This window comes from Leptolyngbya sp. BL0902, assembly GCF_016403105.1.
Taxonomy (GTDB): Bacteria; Cyanobacteriota; Cyanobacteriia; order Phormidesmidales; family Phormidesmidaceae; genus Nodosilinea.
Window position 1 is genome coordinate 2,878,001 of the sequence record NZ_CP046155.1, and the last position, 24,559, is coordinate 2,902,559.

Sequence of the window (24,559 nt, forward strand, 5' to 3'; positions counted from 1 at the left end):
CAAAACTCTAGAAATCAGGCGTTAATGCGAGGCTTTGCCCTACATGGCCGGATAAAGCTGGCTATTATGCCTAGAATTTAGCCTAGCGCCCATACTAACGAATTGCCAGAGCGTCGGGGAAAATATCCGGCTAATTTTCAGGATTTGGGAAGAAAACCCCATGCAACCCGTAGACTTCACAACCCTAATGGCCGTTTGCCACGATCTGCGGGCCAACTGGCTTCCGGCCCGCTGCGAACAGGTGGTGCAGTGCGACACCACAACCATTGCCATCGCCCTCCGCACGTTGGATCGACGGGGCTGGCTGACGGTGTCTTGGCACCCTCAGGCGGCGCGGCTACACCTAGGCGAGGCTCCCCCCAAGGGGCCGGATACCTTCACCTTTAGCCAGCAGCTCAAGCATCAGTTAAATCAGTTGGCCCTGGTGGCCATTGAACCCGTGGCCCCCTGGGAACGGGCTCTGGATTTGCAGTTTGGCCCCCGCCCTGGGGATGCACCCCAGTGGCATCTGTACGTGGAGGTGATGGGCAAATACAGCAACGTGATTTTGGCCAACGACCAGAATCAGATTGTCACTGCCGCTCACCAGGTCAGCGATCAACAGTCGCGGGTGCGCCCGATTCAAACCGGGGATCCCTACGTGCTGCCCCCAGCGATGATGAGCACCCTGCCGAGCCTCACGGAAGATCAGGCAAGCTGGCAGGATCGCGTCGCCCTCGTGCCCAGCACCCTCAAAAAAATGCTGATGCAGAGCTACGGCGGCCTCAGTTCGTCCCTGGTGGCCACCTTGGTGGCGGCGGCAGGACTGAGCCCGAATCAACCCGCCGAAGAACTGACGCAAGCGGATTGGGATCGATTATTTACGGTGTGGCAACGGTGGCTGATGGCCCTAGAGAAGGGGCAATTTTTCCCCGGTCGCACCGCCACAGGGTACACGGTGCTAGATTGGGATGCCCTCGCCCCCGTCGATGATCTCCAGGGTCTGCTGAACGACTACTACCGGAACGAACTGAATCGGCAGGGGTTCGACCGACTGAAAAACCAGCTCCAGCAAAAGCTCAAGGGCCATCTCGAAAAGCTGGGTCAAAAGGCCGACACCTTCCGCCAGCGGCTCGATCAATCCGCCCAGGCCGAAGCACTGCGACAGCAAGCCGATTTGCTGATGACCTATAACCACCAGTGGGAACCGGGCCTCACCGCCATGACCCTCACCGACTTTGAGACCGGAGCGCCCGTCACCATCCCCATCGACCCCGACAAAACCGCTATTCAGCAGGCCCAGCGCCTCTATAAACAGCACCAAAAACTGAAGCGGGCGCAGGACAAAGTGGTACCCCTGCTCAATGCCGTGGAGGCCGAATTAAATTATCTAGAACAGGTGGACGATGCCCTGGGCCAACTTACCAGCTACAGCGAACCCACCGACCTAGAATCCCTCATCGACATTCGCGACGAGCTGGTGCAGCAGAGCTATCTGGCATCCCCCGACTATCGCCCCCAGGATCGCCGCAACCCCACCGACGCCTTTCGTCAGTTGCACACCCCCGACGGCCTCATGGTGCTGGTGGGCCGTAACAATCGCCAAAACGACCTGCTAATTTCCACCGTTGCCACCGACTACGACCTCTGGTTTCATACCCAGGAAATTCCCGGTAGCCACGTCCTCCTGCGCCTAGGGGCGGGCCAGGTGCCCAGTGAAGCCGACCTACAATTTGTGGCCGATGTCGCCGCTTACTTCAGCCGTGCCCGCCAGTCCGACCAGGTGCCCGTTATCTACACCCAGCCGCGACACGTCTACAAACCCAAGGGAGCCCGCCCCGGCATGGTGATTTATAAGCACGAAACCGTGATTTGGGGCCAACCCCAGCGCCTCCGCCAATTGCCACCAGTTCCCGTTTCTGGCCAGCCCTAGGGCCGAATTACCCGCCTAAGTACATTTGCTCATTAGCTCAGGTTATCGAACCTGGACATATTGACTAGAGATTGTGTAAAGAGAAATCTGTAATTGTTGTTACAATGAAAGGCGGAGGAGATGAGAGCCCTCCCGCAGAGGCCACCCCTGGCCCATAGGCTTTGAGGCGGTTTCTTCCAAATTGAGAGAACAACATAGGTATTCAATATTACCTACATCGGCTTCGAGAGAGGCCGATTTTTTTGGATCTTTTTAAGGATTGCGATGCCTCCGAAGCCAACTGACCCAGTGCAGGTATGGCGGTGGCGGGAGGCAGACACCTGGGAGCAGTGGGCTCCCGTGCGTGAAGTTTGTTCAATACAGTGAGGTGGCACCCCAGAGAGGCTGCTATTCTAACCCTCAGCAAGCTGGGGCCAACAGTAGGAACAATGGGTAACAAAGATAAGCGCAAACACCATGGGAAAGCAAACGAAAATCGCCCAGATGCGGAGCTACTAGATCCATCGGCCTTGCCTGAGGCTGAAATTCTAGACTCATCAGCCCCAGCGCCGCAAAAGTCGCTAAAGAAAAAGCGGTTGAAGCAATCCTCAAAGTCTGGCCCTATTTCCGCCGATCAGACCACCTCTGAACATAACCATTTTCGCTATACCTCCGAATCAGAAGGTAGCTCTAAGTTATCCAAATCCTTCTATGAAAAAGAACTAGCCAAACTGCAAGTGGAACTGGTGAAAATGCAGTATTGGGTGAAACATACTGGAACCCGCATTGTTATTTTATTTGAGGGGCGCGATGCGGCAGGCAAGGGCGGCACGATTAAGCGCATCACCGACCCCCTCAATCCTAGAGGATGTCGAGTGGTGGCCTTGGGCACCCCCAGCGACCATGAGAAAACCCAGTGGTATTTTCAGCGCTACGTGGCTCATCTGCCCGCTGCGGGAGAAATTGTTTGTTTTGATCGTAGTTGGTACAACCGAGCCGGAGTCGAGCATGTCATGGGCTTTTGCACCGCTGCTGACTACCAGGAATTTATGCAAACCTGCCCTGAATTTGAGCGAATGCTGGTGCGGTCGGGCATCATTTTGTTGAAATATTGGTTCTCCGTTAGTGATGAAGAACAGGAACGGCGATTTCAATCACGCACTACAGACCCCGCTCGTCGCTGGAAACTAAGCCCGATGGATCTAGAATCCCGCGACCGTTGGGTGGAGTATTCTCAGGCAAAGGATGCTATGTTTTCCCATACTAATATCCCCGAAGCTCCATGGTTTACGGTAGAAGCCGACGATAAGAAACGCGCCCGCCTCAACTGCATTAGCCACATTCTCAGCAAGATTCCCTATGTGGATATGACTCCGCCACCCCTCAAACTTTCTCCTCGGAAGAAAGCACCCCAGAATTACAGTCGCCCTCCCCATAATGAACAGTTCTTTGTGCCTCAAGTTTATTAGCCCAATCTGGGTTCGGGACAAACCTAGGGCTTTAGTCTTTGACAGCCCGCTGTTAGCTTGCTTCCCGAAGAATGAGTTTTCAGGCTATTGGGTTGTGGGGCTTTACCCAAACTGATACTCAATTCAAATAGAAAACCTCGCTATATAAATTGAGGCTTTCCTCGTTGGGGAGGCTACGCCAACAAGGAAAGCCTGGGCGGAATCGTTTTCCCCATCGAAGGGCAGCGACCGGGATTGAGTACGAGGTCATTCCTAAGATAAGCCTGTACCTGATCTTGGGCTTGTGGTCGCCTGGGGATGCCCAGGGCCAGAGCACCGCCATGCTAAGGAGATTAGCCAGCGGGAAGCCCTAACTATCGGCTGGATTGGCAAGCCCTAGACGCCCAGTCGTCAGGAAGGTTGTGATGGGGTCGGCCTTCAAAATCGGTAGTTGGTTTCCCCCACCCACAGGCTGACGGGGACGGCATGGCCTTGGCCGTCAATTTTGACCTCTACCACAAAGGACTGGGGCTGCTGGTTTTGCAGTTGGCTGATCGCCTGGTTGATGGAATCCCGCTGATCCTCCGGCATATAGTAGGTTTCTAGACCGTAGAGGACGCGCCAGTTTTCGGCCCGTCCTCGCAGGGCGATTTGGGTATCGGGTAGGTGGGTGGGGCGGGTTTGGCTGACCCCCACGGGTACCCAGGCTGTGGGTGGGGTGGTGGCGGTGGCGGGTTCCTCCAGCACCACGTAGATAGGGCCAGTGAGGTCGCGATTTTCTAGAATCTCACCCCCCGGCAGGGTGGCGAGGGTGTCTGTATTGGAGACCTGGTAGCCCAGGACTTGGTAGTAGCCCCGCAGCATGTCATAGGGATCCACCGGGGCCGTTTGCAGTACGACGGTACGCCCCACGGTGTAGGTAAAGGCATCCTGGGCAGGAACAGCCACAATCAGCAGGGATTGCAGCAGGAGCGGCAGGCCCAGACGCCACCAGGCCATCGGTTGGGCGGCAGTTGGGGCTTGGGGCGAGGCCGCAGGGGGCGGCTGGGGCGGCATGGGCGGATCTACCGAAGGATTAGGCTGGGAATTGCGAGGGGGTTGGGCATTCATGATCAGACCTCCGAAGATTCAGGTAGGGCGGCTGGCGGCGGCTGGCGGCGTTCAAACCACAGACCCGCGACGATGATGCCCACGCCACAGGCCCCTAAAACGATGGATTTGAAGATTAGCCCCGTGTTGTATTCCAGGCTGCGGCTGACAATACCTAGCACCAACAGCACCATGCCGCCCCAAAAGGTAGATCGTTGGGTGAGGGTGAGACCATCGCGCACCAGCCCCAGGGCCAGGGTGAACAGCAGGATATTGAAGCCCAGGGCGGTTAGCACCCCCAGGCGACCTTGGCCCACCAGCAGCGTCACCGTTACCAACAGCAGCAGGGCCACAACGGCGGAGTTAATTGCCTGGGTGCGGCCCCGACGGGACAGGATTTCATAACGCAGTTGCGCCCAGCCCAGCCCTGTCACCACACCCAGCAGCGCGGCATCCAGCAGCGGCGGCCAAGCCCACAACGTCGCCAAGCGATCCGACGGCGGCGGCGGATATTGCCACCAGTAATGGAACGAGAGGAGGTAAAACAGCACACTCAAAAACCAGAGGGCCACCTGCCGCAGCACCGGATCAAACCAGTCGGGGTCGGTGGTGCGTTGCCAAATGCGGTCGCTGTAGCTCCACAGCAGGGCCGGGGGCAAAACGAGGGCCACCGCCATCAGCCAGCCCTGGTGCCAGATCCAGTACAGTTGGCTATTGGTCATCAAACTCAGGGCGACCATCAGGCCACTGAACCCCAGCAGCACGCGGGAACGGCACCAGTAGGCCAAGGGCACAAACACCGCCGCCACCACCAGCGGCATGTGCTGAATCAGTAGCGCCGTGGTAGACCACTCTTGCCAAATACTGGATCGGCCCCAGCTAAAGGCATAGCCCAACCCCACCAGGAGCAGTGCGAACATACTCAGAGAGGTAAGCCGCAAACTGTAGGCCATCGCCGCCACCCCCAGCCCCCACACCAGCAGCAGTTCAAACAAATCGCCGCTTTGGTGAAACATCTGAGACATGAGGCCAAGGTTGGCCCCCAGCAGCAGCGCCCCCAGCAGCAGCAGACCATGGCCCAAACGGTGCCAGCGGGATAATTCGGCGGGCTGTCGCCACCAGTAGAACCCCAAGCTGTTGACCCATAAAAAGGTGCTAAGCAGCAACGCCACCCGCACCGCACGGGGCCACACCTGCCAGTTGGCCGCCACAAAGGTAATCGCCCCCAGCCCTAGCAGCACCGCCCCCAGGCCCATCAAAATGGCGATGAAGCGGTTGCTAGCGGCCTGCTCTAACCCTGTAAATTGATAGCGATGGGCTAGGGTTTCGTATAATTCAGCATCAATTAAACCCTCGGCTTGCCAGGTTTCGGCCTCCTGGCGCAACTGTCGCCGAAATCGTTCAGGCATCATAGACCATGCTCTCCACCCAGTTGGGATGCCCCTACTCTAGCCCGCGCCATTCTGGCCGACGAGAACAGCGAGACAGTCTGTAATTTGGCTGGGGCGAGGGAGAAATTCCTCCCCTCCTCACTCTTCGCCAAATGATACGGTTTCAGACATCGCCTGCTGGGGCTGATCCCCGATGGCAAAATCATAAACGGCCCGAACATCGCCGGGACGCCCTAGGAGATCCTCACCCGTGAGGTGAAACCCTTGCTCAACCACCTGTAGCCCTTCCAGGGTGATAGGTTCTACGGTGGTGATCAGCAGATCCTCATCGGTTGTCACCGTCCGCAAACTCAACTCGCCTGCCGCTACGGCCACAGGATCTGGAGTTAAGTTCTCTAGTCGCAGTCGCACCACTGCATGGCTGGCAGGATAAACACCGCTAGAACCCGGGGGCGGAACGGGGGCCTCGTAGACCTCCAACAGGGTGACTGCCACGGCAATGGATGGCTGGGCTGGAGCCATATCAGCGTTAGATGGGGCGGGGACCATGGGCGGGGTGGAGGTAGGGGGTAAGCTAGTGCAGCCCAGGATTAGCAGACTGCTGAGACAGGCTAAGCATCGCATAGAAAACTCCATCGGGGATAGCTCTCAGCCACGGGGGATTGAGGGCTTTGACCTATGGACGAAGATGGTGCCGAGAAAGATGCCAACGGCTCCAAAACACTCAAAGATTCCAGCGGTTCACGGACGAGGTCTTCGTCTGACTGGACTCTCAGGATAGAACCCCCTCTCCAGACCCAAGCTGGGCCTGGAGAGAGGAAGACGCGGACAGATCCTAGGCAATACCAACGTGATCGAAGGAGCGCTGGAACTCAGCGAAGGAGAGATCGATGAAGCCATCATCATCCCCTTGCCGACTGCGGCCATCCACGCCCCACGGGTTACGCACCACGACCCGCTGCTGGCCAGCGCTATTCACATAGGCATTGGTAATGGTGTAGGCATGGCCACCCACAATCAGATCCGTATCAGAGGAGACGTAGCGTCCAGCCGTCAGGGCTCGACCACCCTGTAACGCTGTGCTAATGACGCTAAAGGTAGCGGCAGTAAACGGTCGGCTAGCGCTGGTATTGAATCCATAGCCGTAGGCCAAAGCCGTACGTCCGGTGATAAATTGGAGCGGACGATCTGGGTGATCGCCATTGCCGATCAGGTTGAACCCCGGTGCACCTTCCCGCCATTCCCGCCATTGGGCGTAGGCCCGTTCCACTAGGGCTGACCACAATACGTTGCCGTTGATGCGGGCACCCAGCAGACTACCATTCGACCGATAGGCCAGCCGTTGATCCACCGTGACATACTGGGCTTCCATCCTTCCCACCAAAGGATTAAAGAACCGCATGGTGTAAGTACGATCGCCATTGTCGATGATCATTTGGTTAATCACCGTGCTAGAACGGTTGCCGCTATCGTTGCTTTGGGGGCTGAAGGTTGCTCCTAAGGCCGCGAGAAAGGCGCAGTTGCCAATGCTGCCCTGGTCAATATCGCCAAGGCGGGCTTGTCCAGCCGTACCAAACAGCGTCCCCGTGACCGCTTGGTAGGTGAGGGTCGCCCCGTTGAACTGGGCGGTGGGGGCTACCGTCCCCAAGAACCAGCGACCAACTAGGTTATTTTCAAAGGTGGTCGCCGCCATATTGACGGCTGCCCCTTGGGCCACCTGATTAGACAGCCAACGCACATGATCGGCCATATTAAACCGACTGCTGTAGGCGACTAGGGTACGGAGGTCGGCGACCTCGTTAGCGTCGATAGCACTGCTATCCTGAGCATTACGGAAGATAGCCAACATATCGTTGCGGCTGAGGCTACCATCGGCAGCCAGGGTTCGCGCCGTGCTGCGAATGCCCTCATCCCGCAGGTTTTGGGTAAACCAGTCGGCTACGGTGCCTGCGGCGGTTAGGGTGAGGGCGTAGTTGGTATTGGCCCCGCCATAGGGATAGACCCGCACAAAGTAGGTACCTGCGCCCAGGGTGTGCTCAATCCCTTCGGCAAGGGTGCCCCCGCGAGCTGAACTGGTGATCACGCTGCCGCTGCTGTTCAGCAGTTGTACATCCGCATCCGCCGTCAGGCCGCTGAGGCTGAGGCTGAAGGTAGCGGTGTTGGTCAGAGTAAAGCGGTAATAGTCATTGGGGTCTGCCCCACCCACAAAGTCATTGAAGGTTTGGGTGCCCACCAAGTTCCCCACATTACGGGCATTGGAGAGGGTGTTTCCGGCCCGATCCGTTGGCGCAAAGGCCGTAGCGTTGAGGGTCAGCAGGTAGTTGGTGTTTTGGTTGGCGGCTCCTTCCGTGTAGGCGCTGGCGGAGTAGACCCAAGCAAAGTAGGTGCCCGCATTCAACTGACGGGTAATGCTCTCGTTACTGGTGCCCAGGTTGCGGGACTGCACAATCGTGTTGCCAGCAGCATCCTGGAGGATAACATCAGCGTTGCTCGTCATGCCTGTTAGCGACAGGCTAAAGTTACTGGCCTGACTGAGGCTAAACCGATAGCGGTCGTGGAGGTCAAAGGTATCCACTCGGTCGCTAAAGGAACGGCTACCGCTCAGCACACCAATGTCGCGAGGGGTATAGTAGTTGCCGCCATTGTCCGGCTGGGGCGTAGCGGTTAGGGCTAGGGTATAGGTGGTGTTGATGGGGCCATAGGGATAGACCCGCACATAGTACGTCCCCACCCCCAGGGTTTGGGTAATGGATTCAGAGCTACTGCCCCCCGCCGTAGACGAGGCAATCACACCACCGCTGCTGTTCAGCAACTGCACATCCGCATCCGCAGACAAACCGCTCATCGCTAGGCGGAAGTTGCTTACACTACCGACGTAGAAGCGGTAGTAGTCATTGGTATCGGTCGTGCCCACAAAGTCCCTAAAGGTTTGGGTCGTACCGCCCAGAGTACCAATGCTGCGGGCGGTGGATAGGCTATTGCCTGCCCCATCCACAATCGTTGTCACCGGAGCAGCAGACAGGGCCAAGCTATAGGTGGTGTCGCCGCTATAACGATAGACCCGCACATAGTAGGTACCCGTCGTTAATTGGCGACTGATACTTTCAGCATTAGCCCCCCCATTCATGGAACTGGCCACTACGCTGCCGCTACTGTTCAGCAGTTGCACATCCGCGTCCGCCGATAAGCCCGTGAGGCCAAGGCGGAAGTTGCTGGTGGATCCCACGGAGAACCGATAGTAGTCATTGGTATCAATGGCTCCCACAAAGTCTCTAAAGGTTTGGGTGGTGCTGCCTAGGGTGCCGATAAACCGAGCCGCCGCTAGACTATTGCCCGCCAAATCGGGAGGCGTGGCCCGCAGGGTGAGGGTATAGTTAGTATTGGCCCCACCAAAGGGATAAACCTGGACATAATAGGTGCCCGTGGTCAACTGGCGACTAATGCTTTCAGCCGTGGTGCCACCATTGGCGGAACTCGCCAGTACTGTTCCAGCACTATTCAACAACCGTACATCCGCATCCGCAGACATCCCCGCCATGCTGAGGCTGAAGTTGCTGGTGGATCCCACGTAGAAGCGGTAGTAGTCATTGGTATCGACGCTGCCCACAAAGTCCGTGAAGGTTTGAGGACTCGTTAGCGTGCCAAGGTTACGGGCCATGGATAGGGTGTTGCCCGCTCCGTCATAGGGCAGGGCACTGAGACTGAGGGCGTAGTTCGTGTTGGCCCCGCCGTAGGGATACACCCGCACATAGTAGGTGCCCGTTGTTAACTGACGGCTGATACTTTCGGAGGAGGTGCCGCCTGCCATAGAACTCGCAATGGCCGTACCACTACTATTGAGCAACTGGACATCGGCATCGGCGGCAAGCCCGGTCATGCTGAGGCTAAAGTTGCTGGTAGATCCCACAGAGAATCGGTAATAGTCATTGGTATCCGAACTGCCCACAAAGTCCCTAAAGGTTCGGGTGCCGCTAAGGGTGCCAATGTTGAGGGCCGTGGTCAAGCTATTGCCTGCCCCGTCCACTGGAATAGCCCCTAGGCTCAGGGTGTAGTTCGTGCTGCCACTCCAGGGATACACCCGCACATAGTAGGTGCCTGCAGCGAGTTGTTGGGTGATCGCTTCAGATGTTGTTCCCGATGCCGCTGAGCCTGTGAGGTAGCTGCCACTCGCATTCAACAACTGCACATCGGCATCCGCAGACAGCCCCGTCATGCTGAGGCGGAAGGTGCTCGTAGACCCTAAGGAGAATCGATAGTAGTCGTTGCCATCGACGCTGCCCACAAAGTCCCTAAAGGTTTGGGTGCTGCTGAGGGTGCCCATGTTGCGGGCCGTGGTCAGGGTATTGCCTGCAAAATCTAAGGGGATGGCATTGAGATTGAGGGTGTAGTTCGTGTTGCCACTCCATCGATACACCCGCACAAAATAAGTACCTGCCGCAAGCTGGCGGCTAATGCTTTCGGAGGTCGTCCCGCTGGCTGCCGAGCCAGTAATGTAGGCTCCAGTGCTGCTGAGCAACTCCACATCCGCATCGGCAGACAGCCCCGTCATACTGAGGCGGAAGGTGCTGGTAGATCCCACATAAAATCGGTAGAAGTCGTTCAGGTCATCACTACCCACATAGCCCGTAACCGTACGACTACCCAACAGGGTGCCTAGGTTGGTTGCTGCGCTCGTGGTGTTATCCAGTTCCACCGAAATCGGCGTTCCGCCTAACAGCAAGGTGCCCCAGTCGTTCTCTTGACGGATGCGGGCTAACTCTGTCTCGCTGAGGTCAGTGCCCAGCACCACATGACGGAATCGTTCTCCTTCATCCCCAGCGGTTTCTACCCCAGGGCTAAAGCGTTGATCTAGGGCATGGCCATATTCCTCTAGCCAGACTTGCCCTAGCAAATCATCGTCTTGAGTCAAAGACGCCGCTAAGTAAATGGTGTCTTGGTCGGCGGCATAGGCTCCAGCGGCCCCTTGCAGCAAGCCATCTTCTAGGAAAACAACCCTAGGCAAGCTGGTGAAAATACCGTTAGACCAGTCCGCTATCTGAGTCTGCACGGATGCCGAGTCGGTGATCTCAAACACCTGGCTAAGCTGATCAAAAGCGCTAGACGATGCCGCAAAGGACTGAATCCGCTGCTGCACAGTGGACAACGACGTTTCTAAATCCAGTCCATAGCCTGTAGGCGACAAAGCGGACAAAGGGCTGCTATCCAGAGGGCTATCGGTCTGGGTTAATGAAGGTGAAGGAGACAGCATATTGTAAAACCCCACGAATGATGTGGAACCAAGGGGATCAATGATCTATCTACAGGGATCTATCTATAGGTACTCTTCATGCCTGACCAAGCCCAGACCTGACGTGGCCTCACAAAGATTGACTGAAATTCCTGGCATGGCTAGGCAGCAGCCCCCGAACGAGAGCATCCTAAAACAAGGAAACTCAGGTGGGTCGAGCAACGCTCAGGTGAGCTGCATCACTAGGCTTCAAAGCTATGAGGAGAAAGGATGATGGGCGCTTCAACGCAAGCCTATGGGTTGGCACTCAGATCTAGTGAGGCGCAGACAAAACTACTCAGTCTGGTTGAGCTTTATCAGCTTTTCTAATTCCTCCATCCTAATCCTAACATGGATTCGCCCCAGGAATATTAAGTATAAATACTGACATTATCAATATTTATACGGAGTGACTGCTTGTTCTTGGTACAAGTCAGGGCGGCTCACACCAGGCTTTCCCCATCTGGCTAGCTGGGGGTAAAGCCTTGTTGACAAACGATCAAAGCCCCTTTCTATAAACTGTTCCACGCCATCATGGATTGAGATGACGCCTCTACCCAGGAACCTGAAAGGGAGAATCGTCAGTATTAACCCTAGCTCGCTTTGTTCACTCTTCCTAGAACCTGAGTGGGGGAACAAAGCGGAGCCATACCTAAGGCATTGTTAAAAAAACACCCCTAGCCAAAGCTGAGGGGTGTTGAAGAAATGTATCTTGAAGTCTCGAACAGATTAAGTTTGGAACGCTAGGCAACCTAGAATGCGCCGCTTAGGCTTCCCGATTCAGGAAGGCTTGCAGTTGGCCCAGAGCAGCCCGGCCAATGTTAAACACAGCCCAGCTCCCGGCAATCACGATGGGAAGTAACACAACAACAACCCGCCAATCCATAATGCCCGACCTCCTAAAATTGGGTTCGCTTAAATCGTTGTCACAATTTTCTCATAATGTACACCACTGCGACCGGGAACGAAATGGTTTGCCCTAGGGTTTCCTCGTTGTTTTTGGGAATAGTGCCCTAGGGGCGGTATCACCCCTGGGTCGTTCGGATTCCAAGACGTATGGCCACAGGGGGGAACCGATAGGATAGGGGCGTAGCCGTTGCTGAGGCCTAGGATGCTTCCCGATTTGCCCACCCCCAACCCGGATGCTGTTGATCCGTCGAGCACTATTCCGCAGGAGGCGGCAGCAGACCTCCCTACGGCCAGCCATGCCGCCAAGCCGCGATGGGAAACGGTGGCCAAGGGTATGAAGGCGTTGCCCGAAAAGGCGTGGCAAGGCGCGGCGACCAACCTGGGGCGGCTGCGGCCTGGGCGACAGCTAACCCGCTGGTTTGCGGTAGATGACAACCAGGTGGCGGAAATTTTGGCGGCGGTGCGAGAACAACTGCCCACCACCGAAGCCCTGCTGATTGGCAAACCCCAGGCGGGCAAAAGCTCCATCGTGCGGGGGCTGACCGGGGTTTCGGCGGATATTGTGGGCCAGGGCTTCAAGCCCCACACCCAGCACACCGAGCGCTACGCCTATCCTTCGGAAGACCTGCCCCTGCTGATTTTTACCGACACCGTGGGCCTCGGCGACCTGGGCCAAAGCACCGAGGCCATTGTGGCAGAGTTGGTCGCAGACTTAGAAGCGAACCCCAGTCAGGCCCGAATTTTGATCCTGACTGTCAAAATCACCGACTTTGCCATTGATTCCCTGCGCCAGATAACCCAGGAATTGCGCCGTCGGTTTCCCACCATTCCCTGCCTGTTGGTGGTGACATCCACCCACGAGGTCTACCCCGCCGAGATGGCCGACCATCCCGCCTATCCCCCAGCTTTAGAGGCCGTTCAGCGCCCCTTTACTGCCCTTCAGGAGAGCTTTGGGGACATTGTGGATCGGGCTGTGCTGATCGATTTCACCCTCGAAGAAGACGGCTTTACCCCGGTGTTCTACGGCCTAGAAGCCCTACGCGATGCCCTGGCCGACCTCCTACCTGCCGCCGAAGCCCAAGCGCTTTACCAACTGCTGGATGAACAAACCGAAGCCTCCCGCCAACTGGGCAGCCTCTATAAAGATGTCGGGCGGCACTACATTTCAGCCTTTGCGGTAATGGCGGCGGCCTTGGCGGTGGTGCCCATCCCCTTTGCCACCATGCCCGTGCTCACGGCCTTGCAGGTGTCGATGATTGGGGTGCTGGGCCAGGTCTATGGTCAAACCCTGAAACCCGCCCAGGCCGGAGGATTAGCCAGCGCCATTGCCGGGGGCTTTTTTGCCCAAATGGTGGGGCGAGAGTTGATCAAGTTCGTCCCTGGGTTGGGCAGCGTGGTGGCGGCGTCCTGGGCCGGAGCCTATACCTGGGCCTTGGGCGAAGGAGCCTGCGTGTATTTTGGCGACCTGATGGGTGGCAAAAAGCCCGATCCCAGACGCATCCAAACCGCCATGGCCGAAGCCTTTGACGCCGCCAAGGAACGCTTTAAGGACAGCCACCACAATAAACAGGACGAACATCCCCAGGGCTAGACCTTCGCTAGCGTGACCCGCTCGTCTTGGTCTTGGTATTTGCCGCGCCGAGTTTCGTAGCTGACCTGGCAGGGTTCGCCCTCAAAAAAGATGAGCTGTACCACGCCCTCGCCCGCATACATCCGGCAGTCGGCACTGGAGGAATTAGAAAATTCTAGGGTGAGATGCCCACGCCAACCCGCTTCGGCGGGAGTAAGGTTCGCAATGATACCGCAACGAGCATACGTAGATTTACCGATACAGATCACGCTGATGTTGTCGGGAACGGCGATTCTTTCTAAGGCAACGCCCAACCCGTAGGAGTGAGCGGGCAGGATGAAGTAATCGCCCTGATCGTCGGATTTCAGTTCCGTCGGCTCTAGATTGGCGGGGCTAAAGTTTTTGGGATCGACCACGGTGCCGGGAATGTGGCGAAAAATGCGAAATTCTGCCGGAGATAGGCGGATATCGTAGCCGTAGGAGGACAGGCCGTAGCTAATGACGGGGTGCTGTCCTGGCAAGCCTTCCCGTTCAACGTGGCGCACCAAGCTGGGCTGGAAGGGCTGAATCATCCCCTCCTGGGCCATTGTGCTAATCCAGGCGTCGTTTTTAATCATGGTGTCGCAGGTTTCGGCAGGGGGTCACGTTGGTACGGTGCTGCAATTTGGCCTTGCGAGCCGCTGATGCAGCCTTATATCTTACGGTGAAAGTCGCCGCTATGACGTTCTCTAAATTTTAGAAAAGGTCGCAGGGTTAGGGCAAAAAGTTACGGCGAAATTCCGTCACCTGATCCGCCACTTTCAGCAGCGATTCCGGCATTTCTGGCCCCGTGAGGATGATGTCAATTTGGGGCGGACGATGGCGCAGCAACTCCACCACCTCATCGGCGGAAATCAAGTCGTTGTGAACCGCGAGGCTGAGTTCGTCTAGCACCACCAGCCCGTAACGACCTTTGTTGATGACAGATTGGGTATGCTGCCACAGGCGGGCTACGGCTTGCCGCGCCTCTGGAGCGGTTGGGGCTGCATGGATACAGTAGGGCAGGGCGCAACGGATCCAATCTAGGTTCTGCCCAAGCTGCATGGGGCTATCGGGGCCTTGATCGATACCGCCCTTCAAGAACTGAACAATCAGGGTGGGCTTACCCTGTTCAGCCGTGCGGAGTGCCTGCGCCATCACGTTGCTAAAAAAGCTGCGGTGAACCGAGGTGTACACCTGCACCGTCCCCTCAATGGTTTGGAGCAAGGGATGGCGGAGCACGGCGGGAGACGACGGAACAAAGCCCGTCACTTTAAGTTGGGAGACCATCGGGCTGGGGGCGATTTTGGAAAAGCTGGGCTAAATATAGCGTACTTTTGGCGAGGAAAACGGTATCAGACACCATATGTCATCCAATTGAAGGACACCCCTCTGCCCCCCGCCGAGGCCAAAAGCACGGCCAATACCAGGGGCCTGCTGTATTCTAGGGGACGACCTCTTTCCCCAGTTCTCCCTATGGCTTGGCAGCGTCCCGATGGTCGTCAACCCGATCAACTGCGCCCCGTCAGTTTTCAGCGGCGGTTTACGAAATTTGCCGAGGGATCGGTGCTGACTCGCTGCGGCGACACCCAGGTGCTCTGTACCGTAGGGATTGAAGAGGGCGTACCCAAATTTCTCAAGGGCACGGGCCGGGGCTGGCTGACGGCGGAATATCGGATGTTGCCCGGAGCCACCCCCCAGCGCCAAACCCGCGAGATGCTGAAGCTCTCTGGCCGCACCCAGGAAATTCAGCGCCTTATTGGTCGCAGCCTGCGCGCTGCCCTAGACTTTGACCTGCTGGGAGAACGCACCCTCTTTGTCGATGCAGACGTGCTTCAGGCCGATGCTGGAACGCGCACCGCCTCCATTACCGGGGGTTACGTGGCCTTGCAAGAAGCCATTGCCTCCCTGCTGGATCGGGGCGTGTTGACCCAGTCTCCCCTGGTGCATCAGGTAGCAGCGGTCTCGGTGGGGCTGTTGGGCGATGGGGTTTTCCTCGACTTATCCTACGAAGAAGACGTTGCAGCCATCGTGGACTTTAACCTGGTGCTGAACGAAAACCTCGATATTATTGAAGTCCAAGGCACCGCCGAAGACGGCAGCTTTAGCCGTCACCACATGAACCAAATCCTCGACCTCGGCGAACGGGGCATTCAACAACTCCTCGCCGCCCAGCGGGACGCCTTCGCAGAACCCTAACCAGACGCAGCCTTCTAGGGGCTTCCCAAAGGAGTGATCGGCGCTAGGCTACGCTGCCCCAGGGTTCACCTTTGTACCCATTCAACGCGCTAAGATAAAAAACCGCACCGCCCTTCATTATATTGAGCCCAAGCACCATGTCTGGTTCCGCCCGTCAGTACCACATCACCACCTTCGGCTGTCAGATGAACAAGGCCGACTCCGAGCGCATGGCGGGCATTTTAGACGACATGGGCCTGGTGTGGACGGACGACCCCTACCAGGCCGATGTGGTGTTGTACAACACCTGCACCATCCGCGACAACGCCGAGCAAAAGGTCTACTCCTACCTGGGGCGGCAGGCCAAGCGCAAGCAGGAAAAGCCGGATCTGACCCTGATCGTAGCGGGTTGTGTGGCTCAGCAAGAAGGAGAATCCCTGCTGCGACGGGTGCCAGAGCTTGACCTGATCATGGGGCCACAACACGCCAACCGTCTGCAAGATTTACTGGAACAGGTGATGGACGGCAACCAGGTCGTCGCCACCGAGTCCATCGACATTATGGAAGACATCACCAAGCCCCGCCGCGACAGTGAAGTAACGGCCTGGGTCAACGTGATCTACGGCTGCAACGAGCGCTGCACCTACTGCGTGGTGCCGGGAGTGCGCGGCATCGAGCAATCTCGCACGCCGGAGGCGATCCGGGCGGAAATGGAGGAACTGGGTCGCCAGGGCTTTAAGGAAGTCACCCTGCTGGGCCAAAACATCGACGCCTACGGACGGGATTTGCCCGGTTCCACCGCCGATGGTCGCCACCAGCACACCTTCACCGACCTGCTCTATTTCGTCCATGATGTCCCCGGCATCGAGCGCATCCGCTTTGCCACCAGCCACCCCCGCTACTTCACCGAGCGGCTGATTCGCGCCTGTGCCGAACTGCCCAAGGTCTGCGAACACTTCCACATTCCCTTCCAGTCCGGCGATAACGACGTGCTCAAAGCCATGGCGCGGGGCTACACCCACGAAAAGTACCGCCGCATCATCGACACGGTGCGCCGCTACATGCCCGATGCCGCCATCAGCGCCGATGCCATCGTGGGCTTCCCTGGCGAAACCGAGGAGCAATTCCAAAACACCCTGGATTTGGTCAACGACATCGCCTTCGACCAGCTCAACACCGCTGCCTATTCTCCCCGCCCCGGCACCCCCGCCGCCCTGTGGGACAACCAGCTTGCCGAAGCGGTGAAAGCGGATCGGCTCCAGCGGTTGAATCACCTGGTCAACACCAAAGCCGCCGAACGCTCTTTGCGCTACCAAGACCGCATCGAAGAAGTGCTGGTGGAAGCCGCCAACCCCAAAAATCCTGCCCAGGTAATGGGCCGCACCCGGGGCAACCGCCTCACCTTCTTCCCCGGCGACATCGCCACGATGAAGGGTCAATTTGTGCAGGTTCGCATTACCGAAGCTCGTCCCTTCAGCCTCACGGGCGAAGTCCTGAAGGTGTCGGCCACCTCTGAATGGAGTCGCGCCACCGTCGCGGTTTGAAGCCGACTGAAGCCGTGTGAATTCGTGTGAATCCGCGTGACGTGGTTCAAAACCGTTGGAAGTGGCATGAATTGGCGCAAATCCCGCTAGAGCGTTGCTGGTATCCTGGGTGTGGCGTTTGTGAGATGGCGGCGCATCGCGAGTGCAGCGCATCCGCTGGCGCACCGATGGGAACCTTGAGGGTAGAGATCGCATGAAAATCTTAGTCACTGGTGCACTGGGCTTTGTGGGGCAGGTGGTGGTGCAAGCGCTCCTAGCGGCTGGCTACGGGGTGCGGGCGGTGGTGCGTCCCGGCAAAGATCGCGGTTCGATGCCGTGGCAAAGCCCTAACCTTGAGGTATTTGAGGCCGATCTCGTCACCCTGGCCGAGGACAGCCCCATACTGCAAGGGGTGGATGCGGTGATTCACCTGGTAGCGTCTAAAAGCAGCGATTTTGATAGGGCCTATCAAGATACCGTCGTTGCAACCCAGCGCCTCTTGGCTGCGATGAAACACAGCCAGGTCTGGCGTTTGATCGCCATCAGCAGCTTTTCGGTGTATGACTATAGCGCCCTCCCCGATGGGGCTCGCCTCGACGAAACTACCCCCCTCGCCACCAACCCGGCTCTGCGAGACGCCTATGCCCGCACCAAACTGCTTCAGGAGGAGGTCGTGCGGGAGTTTGGAGCCCAGCCGCAAGCCGCCGTCACGATTTTGCGTCCCGGCATGATCTACGGCCCAGGGGCGCTGTGGAATGCCTGCCAAGGCACCGGGGCTGGCCCCGCCTGGCTGTTGATTGGCCCCTCCGCCCAAATGCCGCTAACCTATGTGGAGAACTGCGCCGCTGCGATGATTGCAGCCCTGCAATCCACCGCTGCCGTGGGCGCAACGCTCAACATTGTGGATGACGACTTGCCCACCCGCCAAGCCTACACCGATGCCCTAGTACGCCAAGGAACTTGGAAGCCCAAGGTGATTCCGCTGCCCTGGGGTGCTTTTCGGGGTGTTGCCCAGGCCGTGTGGTGGGGTCAGCAAACCCTATTGAGAGGGCGCGGGAAGCTACCAGGGCTATTGATTCCCGCTCGACTAGAGGCCCGCTTAAAACCCCTAACCTACACCAATGGCAAAGCAAAACAGGTACTAGGTTGGCAACCCGCCTATCACTGGCGAGAGGCCATTGAACGAAGTTTTGCGCTATCTTCAAACTGAAACTTTGTTCTTGTTGAAGACTTCTTGCGGCGTTGCGGGGAGATAGCCTAGACTGAGCCGAAAGGTAGATAACGGTGAGTTCTGCCTTACCTCTATTATCAGTCAGCAGGAAAGATGTTGCTGATCTGCTGATTGTCCAAGTCTCTATCAGGAATTATTTAGTATGAAAATTGCTATCGTCGGCTGTGGCTTTGTAGCTGACTATTACCTAGGCACAATGCCCCTTCATCCCAACCTAGAACTCGTAGGCGTTGCCGATATTGATCCAGTTCGCCTAAAGCAGTTTGCCGATTTTTACAATGTCAAAACCTACCCCTCAACGGCAGACCTGCTGGCGGATGAATCCGTAGAAATTGTGCTGAACCTCACGAATCCAAGGCAGCACTACGAAGTATCCAAGGCATGTTTAGAAGCCGGAAAACATGTTTACTCCGAAAAACCCCTCGCCATGACGATTCCTGAAGCCAAGGAATTAGTAGCTATGGCGGCGGAACGGGGACTACAAATTTCCTCAGCCCCTTGCAGTTTGTTAGGAGAAACAGCCCAAACGGTTTGGAAAGCCCTGCGGGAGAAGGTTGTCGGCAAAGTGCGCCTTGTCTATGCCGAAATGGATGATGGCTTGGTACACAAAATGCCCTACCAGCAATGGATTAGCGCATCGGGAAAGCCCTGGCCCTACAAGGATGAATTTGAAGTGGGCTGCACCCTAGAGCACGCAGGCTACTACGTCAACTGGCTGACGGCCTTCTTTGGGCCAGCGGTTTCGGTAACGGCATTTTCTTCCTGCCTAGTGCCCGACAAAGTGACTGACGTTGTTCTAGATCCACCCGATACCCCTGACTTTTCAGTGGCCTGTATTCTGTTTGAATCGGGTGTGGTGGCTCGGCTCACCTGTGGCATTGTGGCCCCCCACGATCACGAACTCAAAATCATTGGTGACGATGGCATTTTGATGGTTCACGACTGCTGGAACTATGGCGATCCGGTGAAGGTGCAGCGGATGCTAAAGATTCGCCGGAAAGTGCTGATGAACCCGCTCAAGCAGACAATTCCCCTTGTCCGCAAGCCCGTTCAGCCCAAGACCAAGGGAGCGCAGCAAATGGATTTTTGTCGGGGCGTAGCGGAGATGGCCGCTGCTATTACTGAACAACGTCCTAGTCGAATGGCGGCGGATATTTCGCTGCACAATAATGAACTCGCCATTGCCATTCAAAATGCGCGGGAAACCGGAGGCTACTACAAAATGACCACGACCTTTGCGCCCGTGGTGCCGATGCATTGGGCCAAATAATCAGTCTTGAGGCAGTCGCCATATTAGAGATGTATCAGCCGATCCGTGGAAACTCCATGGAAACCCTGCATTGGGTGGTTCTTACCTGGGATTTAACAAGGTAGTGCTTAGGCTACGGCGGCAAGGTTAGAAGCTTTCCTCTATCCTGGAACAAGAATGATCACTAGGCTGGTTATTCCCAGGTTTTAGAGTCCTCAATCTGCCGCTGTCATCCTGCCATGTTTGCCACCCAAATTCCGCCCCAAGCCATCAACCGATCTGCCCTGCGCCCCGATATTCAAGCCCTTCAGCCGCAACTGGTGAATTGGCGGCGGCAACTGCACCAGCGGCCAGAGTTGGGTTTTAGGGAACAGTTGACCGCCGAGTTTATTCAGCAGCGGTTGACGGAATGGGGCATTCCCTTTCAAGCAGGCATCGCTAAAACCGGAGTGGTGGCGGTGATTGAGAGCGGCCAACCGGGGCCAGTGCTGGGGATTCGGGCGGATATGGATGCGCTGCCCATCCAGGAAGAGAACGAGGTGCCCTATTGTTCTCAACACGAGGGCATCATGCACGCCTGCGGCCACGATGGCCATGTGGCCATTGCCCTAGGCACGGTGCGCTATTTGGCAGAGCATCGGGATCAGTGGCGGGGCACAGTGAAGGTGATCTTTCAACCCGCCGAGGAGGGGCCGGGGGGGGCAAAGCCGATGATTGAGGCGGGGGCGCTGAAAAATCCCGATGTGGAGGCGATGATTGGTCTGCACCTGTGGAACAACCTGCCCCTGGGGACGGTGGGTGTGCGGACTGGCCCCCTAATGGCGGCGACGGCGCTGTTTAACTTGACGATTCAGGGTAAGGGGGGCCATGGGGCACTGCCGCACCAAACCGTGGATGCCATCGTGGTGGGCGCACAGATTGTCAATGCGCTACAAACCATCGTGGCCCGCAATGTGGATCCTACCCAGGCAGCGGTGGTCAGCGTGGGCAAGTTCCACAGCGGCCATGCCCCCAATGTGATTGCCGATGGGGCCGAACTGAGCGGCACCGTGCGCTATTTCGATCCTCGCTATACGGACTTTCTGCCCGCCCGGATTGAGCAGATTGTGGCCGGAGTTTGCCAAAGCCAAGGCGCAACCTATCGCCTAGACTACCAAACCCTCTATCCTCCAGTGATTAACGACGCTGGAATGGCTGACCTGGTGCGGTCGGTGGCGCTCTCCGTGGTAGAAACTCCGGCAGGGGTGGTGCCCGATTGCCACACCATGGGCGGCGAAGACATGGCTTTTTTCCTGCAAGAAGTACCGGGCTGCTATTTTTTCCTCGGCTCGGCCAACACCGAAAAAGCGCTGGCCTATCCCCACCACCATCCCCGCTTTGACTTTGACGAAACCGCCCTGGGTCTGGGGGTGGAGATGTTTGTGCGCTGCGTGGAAGCCTACGGCCAAGGGTAATTCAGCCCCGTTAGGGACGTGGTGCCCTCTTCTTCCGAGGTTTCTTTCTTCCCCAAAACCTTGTCGTCCTCGAAGGCTTGCGTTAAGGTTAACCGCTATTTTTTTACATAACCTGGGGCGTTTGGGTCTCCGTTGCTATGCTTAGCGGTGAAGCCTGGGAAAAGGATAGATTCACCGTGATGGGATACCGACACCGATTTCGCTGGGGATTGATGGTGCTACTGAGCCTGGGGTTGTGCCTGGGGCTGGGCTGGCACTTTGGCGGAAACCCCCAAACCGCTGTGGCCCAAAATACCCCGCCGCCCACCCTCGCTCCGGCCATGCCGATGATTGCGGGCAACTTTGACGATCCCCAAGGTCGCTTTCAGGTGGGTATTTTTGAGGGCTATCGGGTGAGTCGAGTTGGGAGTGCGCCCCTAATCGAGGCCCCGGACGGCAGTTTGGCCTACACCGTGGTGATTACCCCCTTACCCCGTGGGGCCGAAATGGCTACGGAGGCGGACTTGGTGCAGGTGACGCAGCAAACCTTTGGTTCAGGGGAAGGCTTTGCCACCGGGGATGTACAGGCAATTCCGGGCGGCGGCATTCGGATTAACTGGACTGGCCAGCTATCCCAGGGGGGAGCAGCACCCCAGCCGATGACGGGCAAAATCTTTGCGCGACAGCGGGACAGCGAGGCGTTTCTGCTGATGGTGGCCGCTACCGCCGACCGTGAGGCCCAGGTATCTGACGCCATCGTCACCCTGGGCGGCACGTTGACGGTGCCCTAGGAGGTTCACCACAACTTCCCTAGTTACCACATTCAACGGATTTCCTATGCATATCCACTGGGCTAAGTTTTGGAAGCTGCCCCAGACCTATCTTTTGTTGGTCGGCCTGGGCCTGGGCTGTGCGGTCTTGTGGGGGCTGGCCGGAAATCGGTGGTTGACCTTCCTGGGCGGAGCGGTGATTGCCGTGGCTATGGTAGCGAGTTGGGCGCTAGGTTTTCGCCGTAACCCCTCCATAGCCAGCGATAGCAACCTGCTAAATGCCGAAGCCTTTGTCTACCACCTGGAACCCCTAGGGCAGCGAGTGCCGAGATCAGGTCAAAAAACCTGGCGGCAGGTGGCGGCTTGGGCCGCAGAATCCCAGCAGTTTGCGGCCCGCATTGCCGAGCGGGATCCCCTATTGCAGGTGGAACTCCTGGAGGCGCTGCATACGGTAGTCGATCTGGCCCATCAGGTGGCCGATGGGCTGGCGGTGATCAACCAAATTGAAACTTCCACCTATCGCCAACTGGCCCAGCAACGGCTGACCGCCAGCCGAGATCGCCTCCAGGCCACCCATGCCCAACTCCAGCAGCTTCAAGATCAAGTCGCTGTCTCCAGCCTAGAAGCGAAGGCCAGCCAAGCCCCGCTACCTCAAAGCCTCCAAATTTTGATTAGCGCTAACAAACTCATTCTGGAGGATCCGCCACCACCCTAGCACCTTGGCTAGGGCCATCTGGAATCCTTGGGGATGGGGTCGCCCTCCTATTTATTCACTGCTGAATTCATCGCCGTTATCCATGCCTATCTTTCTTCGTCGTCGCTCGCTGTTGGCTTTTTTGCTGGGGTTGTGTGCCGTTTTTCTGTGGAACTGTGGCCCTGGCGGCTTACCCATGGGCAGCACTATTGATTCCCCCGAAGCGGCCCAGGCAGCTCTGGTGAATACAGTACTGCCCAAAATTGACGTGATTGACGAGGTGGTGTCTGACGAAATCGCCGCCCGCTATGCCACGGATCAGATTGTTGAGCCCATCCCCCGCACTGAGGATTTCCCCCTCTACGGAGCGCCTCCCATCGGTGGCAATACGGTGCACGTGGAGATCTTCAGCTCGTCCGAGAAGGCCAACGTGAATCGCCAAAACGAGCGCTGGCTGGTGGAGGTGGCCGATGCCTTTAACCAGCGCCAGGAAACCCTGCCCTCTGGGGAGGTGATTCAGGTGGGGGTGCGCCAGGTGCCTTCAGGAACGGCGGCGCGGATGCTGGGGGCCGGAGCAGCTCAGCCCCAGGGCTATACCCCTTCTAACGACCTGTGGGTGGCGATGATTCAAAGTGAAGGCGTACCCGTGACTCCAGGGGCGGCGCGGCTGGTGCCCAATACCGCTGGCTGGGTGCTGCCCAAGGCGGTCTACGACCAACTGGCGGAAAATGGCACCGTCAGCTTTGATCGGCTGCTGGCAGCCATTGCCTCGGAGCAAATCACCGTGGCCTACCCCAACCCCTACTCCAGTTCCACGGCCCTCAACCTGCTCTATACCCTCTACTGGCGGGCGGCGGGGCACCAGCAAAGCGGTGGGCAACTGACGGCAGCGGAACTGCAAACCCCCCAGGTGAACTCGGTGTTTGACCAGTTTCAGTCCCAGGTGTTGATTACGACCCCCACCACCCTCGACCTCCAGGAACTCTTTCTGCGGGATCAGTCCAACCTGCAAGCCTTTCCCCTGGAGTACCAAAACTACCTTGCCCTGCGCCAGGTACCGGGGTTTGAAAACACCGAATTTGTCCCCTTTGGGATGCCCCACAATAACCCGCTTGTGGGCTTTGGCTGGAATACCCCGCAACAGCAAGCGGCCCTAGAACGATTCACCGCCTTTGCCCTATCGCCCGATATGCAGGCCCTCGCCGCCCAGCAGGGCTTTGTGGAAACTGACCACCTGCGGGCCACCGCCAACCACCCGCCGATTCCGTCAGGAGAAGTGCTCCTCGCCGCTCAGTCTAACTGGAAGCTGCGGAAGGATGGGGGGCGCACGGTCTATATGGCCCTCGTCATCGACACCAGTGGTTCCATGGAAGGAGCCCGGATGCAGTCGCTGAAAGACGGCCTACGCATTGCCGCTGGGCAGATCAATCCGGGCAATTACGTCAGCATTGTCACCTTCGATAGCCGTCCTGTCCGGCGGCTACCCCTGGCTCCCTTTGATCAACAGCAGCACCAGCGCTTCCTGGCCACCGTCGATCTGCTGCGAGCCGATGGAGCCACGGCGATGTATGACGGCATGATGGTGGGCCTCGCCGACCTGATGGCGAAAAAAGCCACCGACCCCACCGGACGCTTTTATCTGCTGTTGCTCACCGATGGCGAAGCCAACCGGGGGTTTAATTTTGATGCGGTAAAGGACATCATGGCCTACAGCGATGTGCGCTTCTACCCCATTGCCTACGGGGAAGTCAGCCAAAGCGAACTCCAGGCCATCGCCAGTCTGCGGGAATCTACCGTACAACAGGGCAATCCTGACAATGTCCAAAGCCTGTTCCGCGACCTGTTCCAAGTCAACCTGTAATCGACTCCCGACCCCCGACTCCGACTCCCACCCTTCCT

The 24,559-nt window shown here is 57.5% G+C and carries 18 protein-coding genes; 11 read left to right on the forward strand and 7 right to left on the reverse strand.

All coding sequences use genetic code 11. The features are described from left to right. The first annotated feature begins 160 nt into the window (after positions 1-160). Positions 161-1,912 carry an NFACT family protein gene (locus GFS31_RS12670; protein WP_198805166.1) on the forward strand — a complete coding sequence of 584 codons (1,752 nt, stop codon included), beginning with the start codon at positions 161-163 and terminating at the stop codon, positions 1,910-1,912. Between the two features lie 575 nt (positions 1,913-2,487). Next, the gene (gene ppk2, locus GFS31_RS12675) at positions 2,488-3,360 is read left to right on the forward strand and encodes a polyphosphate kinase 2 (protein WP_263974834.1); all 873 of its coding nucleotides are present in this window, start codon (positions 2,488-2,490) and stop codon (positions 3,358-3,360) included. Positions 3,361-3,777: 417 nt separating this feature from the next. Here ppk2 and GFS31_RS12680 read toward each other — a convergent pair whose 3' ends face one another. From GFS31_RS12680 to GFS31_RS12700, 5 genes are all read right to left on the reverse strand, one after another. Continuing rightward, positions 3,778-4,449, reverse strand: a complete 672-nt coding sequence (locus tag GFS31_RS12680) for a GDYXXLXY domain-containing protein (protein WP_225907407.1) — start codon at positions 4,447-4,449, stop codon at positions 3,778-3,780. Between the two features lie 2 nt (positions 4,450-4,451). Further along, positions 4,452-5,840, reverse strand: coding sequence for a DUF2157 domain-containing protein (locus tag GFS31_RS12685; protein WP_198805167.1), 1,389 nt, complete (start codon positions 5,838-5,840; stop codon positions 4,452-4,454). A 117-nt stretch (positions 5,841-5,957) separates the two neighbouring features. Beyond that, entirely contained in the window at positions 5,958-6,368 is a 411-nt protein-coding gene (locus GFS31_RS12690; RefSeq protein ID WP_198805168.1) for a hypothetical protein, read from the reverse strand. Positions 6,369-6,654: 286 nt separating this feature from the next. Beyond that, positions 6,655-11,010: a pre-peptidase C-terminal domain-containing protein gene (locus tag GFS31_RS12695; RefSeq protein ID WP_198805169.1), complete on the reverse strand. Its 4,356-nt coding sequence runs from the start codon at positions 11,008-11,010 to the stop codon at positions 6,655-6,657. 841 nt (positions 11,011-11,851) lie between these two features. Then, positions 11,852-11,971: a photosystem II protein Y gene (locus GFS31_RS12700; protein WP_190499929.1), complete on the reverse strand. Its 120-nt coding sequence runs from the start codon at positions 11,969-11,971 to the stop codon at positions 11,852-11,854. 225 nt (positions 11,972-12,196) lie between these two features. On the opposite strand from GFS31_RS12700, the gene GFS31_RS12705 reads away from it, so the two are divergent. Further along, entirely contained in the window at positions 12,197-13,585 is a 1,389-nt protein-coding gene (locus GFS31_RS12705; RefSeq protein WP_198805170.1) for a GTPase family protein, read from the forward strand. On the opposite strand, the gene dcd is transcribed toward GFS31_RS12705, so the two are convergent. Together dcd and GFS31_RS12715 are read right to left on the reverse strand one after the other, a co-directional pair. After that, positions 13,582-14,181, reverse strand: a complete 600-nt coding sequence (gene dcd / locus GFS31_RS12710; protein WP_198805171.1) for a dCTP deaminase — start codon at positions 14,179-14,181, stop codon at positions 13,582-13,584. The two genes, GFS31_RS12705 and dcd, sit on opposite strands and share 4 nt — an antisense overlap. A 136-nt stretch (positions 14,182-14,317) precedes the next feature. After that, positions 14,318-14,872, reverse strand: coding sequence for a P-loop NTPase family protein (locus GFS31_RS12715; protein WP_198805172.1), 555 nt, complete (start codon positions 14,870-14,872; stop codon positions 14,318-14,320). A 186-nt stretch (positions 14,873-15,058) separates the two neighbouring features. Between GFS31_RS12715 and rph the strand changes: the two genes are divergently transcribed. The 8 genes from rph to GFS31_RS12755 all read left to right on the forward strand — a co-directional run bounded on the left by rph (position 15,059) and on the right by GFS31_RS12755 (position 24,521). Beyond that, positions 15,059-15,781 (forward strand): ribonuclease PH, encoded by a 723-nt coding sequence (rph, locus tag GFS31_RS12720; RefSeq protein ID WP_198805173.1) that lies wholly within the window; start codon positions 15,059-15,061, stop codon positions 15,779-15,781. 137 nt (positions 15,782-15,918) lie between these two features. Next, positions 15,919-17,304, forward strand: coding sequence for a tRNA (N6-isopentenyl adenosine(37)-C2)-methylthiotransferase MiaB (gene miaB, locus GFS31_RS12725; protein WP_198805174.1), 1,386 nt, complete (start codon positions 15,919-15,921; stop codon positions 17,302-17,304). 193 nt (positions 17,305-17,497) lie between these two features. After that, positions 17,498-18,493, forward strand: coding sequence for an NAD-dependent epimerase/dehydratase family protein (locus tag GFS31_RS12730; RefSeq protein WP_198805175.1), 996 nt, complete (start codon positions 17,498-17,500; stop codon positions 18,491-18,493). Between the two features lie 163 nt (positions 18,494-18,656). After that, positions 18,657-19,784, forward strand: coding sequence for a Gfo/Idh/MocA family protein (locus tag GFS31_RS12735; RefSeq protein ID WP_198805176.1), 1,128 nt, complete (start codon positions 18,657-18,659; stop codon positions 19,782-19,784). Between the two features lie 218 nt (positions 19,785-20,002). Next, positions 20,003-21,217, forward strand: coding sequence for a M20 family metallopeptidase (locus tag GFS31_RS12740; protein WP_198805177.1), 1,215 nt, complete (start codon positions 20,003-20,005; stop codon positions 21,215-21,217). Between the two features lie 179 nt (positions 21,218-21,396). Next, positions 21,397-21,987, forward strand: coding sequence for a hypothetical protein (locus tag GFS31_RS12745; RefSeq protein ID WP_198805178.1), 591 nt, complete (start codon positions 21,397-21,399; stop codon positions 21,985-21,987). Between the two features lie 46 nt (positions 21,988-22,033). After that, a complete protein-coding gene (locus tag GFS31_RS12750) occupies positions 22,034-22,681 on the forward strand; it encodes a hypothetical protein (protein ID WP_198805179.1) in 648 nt (215 codons plus the stop codon). An 82-nt stretch (positions 22,682-22,763) separates the two neighbouring features. Further along, entirely contained in the window at positions 22,764-24,521 is a 1,758-nt protein-coding gene (locus GFS31_RS12755; RefSeq protein ID WP_198805180.1) for a VWA domain-containing protein, read from the forward strand. Positions 24,522-24,559: the final 38 nt, after the last annotated feature.

Coding starts and splice junctions, on each gene's coding strand:
- GFS31_RS12690 (WP_198805168.1), bottom strand. CDS start 6,368: ATGGTCCCCGCCCCATCTAACGCTGATATGGCTCCAGCCCAGCCATCC.
- GFS31_RS12745 (WP_198805178.1), top strand. CDS start 21,397: ATGGGATACCGACACCGATTTCGCTGGGGATTGATGGTGCTACTGAGC.
- GFS31_RS12715 (WP_198805172.1), bottom strand. CDS start 14,872: ATGGTCTCCCAACTTAAAGTGACGGGCTTTGTTCCGTCGTCTCCCGCC.
- GFS31_RS12700 (WP_190499929.1), bottom strand. CDS start 11,971: ATGGATTGGCGGGTTGTTGTTGTGTTACTTCCCATCGTGATTGCCGGG.
- GFS31_RS12670 (WP_198805166.1), top strand. CDS start 161: ATGCAACCCGTAGACTTCACAACCCTAATGGCCGTTTGCCACGATCTG.
- GFS31_RS12735 (WP_198805176.1), top strand. CDS start 18,657: ATGAAAATTGCTATCGTCGGCTGTGGCTTTGTAGCTGACTATTACCTA.
- GFS31_RS12755 (WP_198805180.1), top strand. CDS start 22,764: ATGCCTATCTTTCTTCGTCGTCGCTCGCTGTTGGCTTTTTTGCTGGGG.
- rph (WP_198805173.1), top strand. CDS start 15,059: ATGGCTTGGCAGCGTCCCGATGGTCGTCAACCCGATCAACTGCGCCCC.
- GFS31_RS12730 (WP_198805175.1), top strand. CDS start 17,498: ATGAAAATCTTAGTCACTGGTGCACTGGGCTTTGTGGGGCAGGTGGTG.
- GFS31_RS12685 (WP_198805167.1), bottom strand. CDS start 5,840: ATGATGCCTGAACGATTTCGGCGACAGTTGCGCCAGGAGGCCGAAACC.
- miaB (WP_198805174.1), top strand. CDS start 15,919: ATGTCTGGTTCCGCCCGTCAGTACCACATCACCACCTTCGGCTGTCAG.
- GFS31_RS12680 (WP_225907407.1), bottom strand. CDS start 4,449: ATGAATGCCCAACCCCCTCGCAATTCCCAGCCTAATCCTTCGGTAGAT.
- dcd (WP_198805171.1), bottom strand. CDS start 14,181: ATGATTAAAAACGACGCCTGGATTAGCACAATGGCCCAGGAGGGGATG.
- GFS31_RS12740 (WP_198805177.1), top strand. CDS start 20,003: ATGTTTGCCACCCAAATTCCGCCCCAAGCCATCAACCGATCTGCCCTG.
- GFS31_RS12705 (WP_198805170.1), top strand. CDS start 12,197: ATGCTTCCCGATTTGCCCACCCCCAACCCGGATGCTGTTGATCCGTCG.
- GFS31_RS12750 (WP_198805179.1), top strand. CDS start 22,034: ATGCATATCCACTGGGCTAAGTTTTGGAAGCTGCCCCAGACCTATCTT.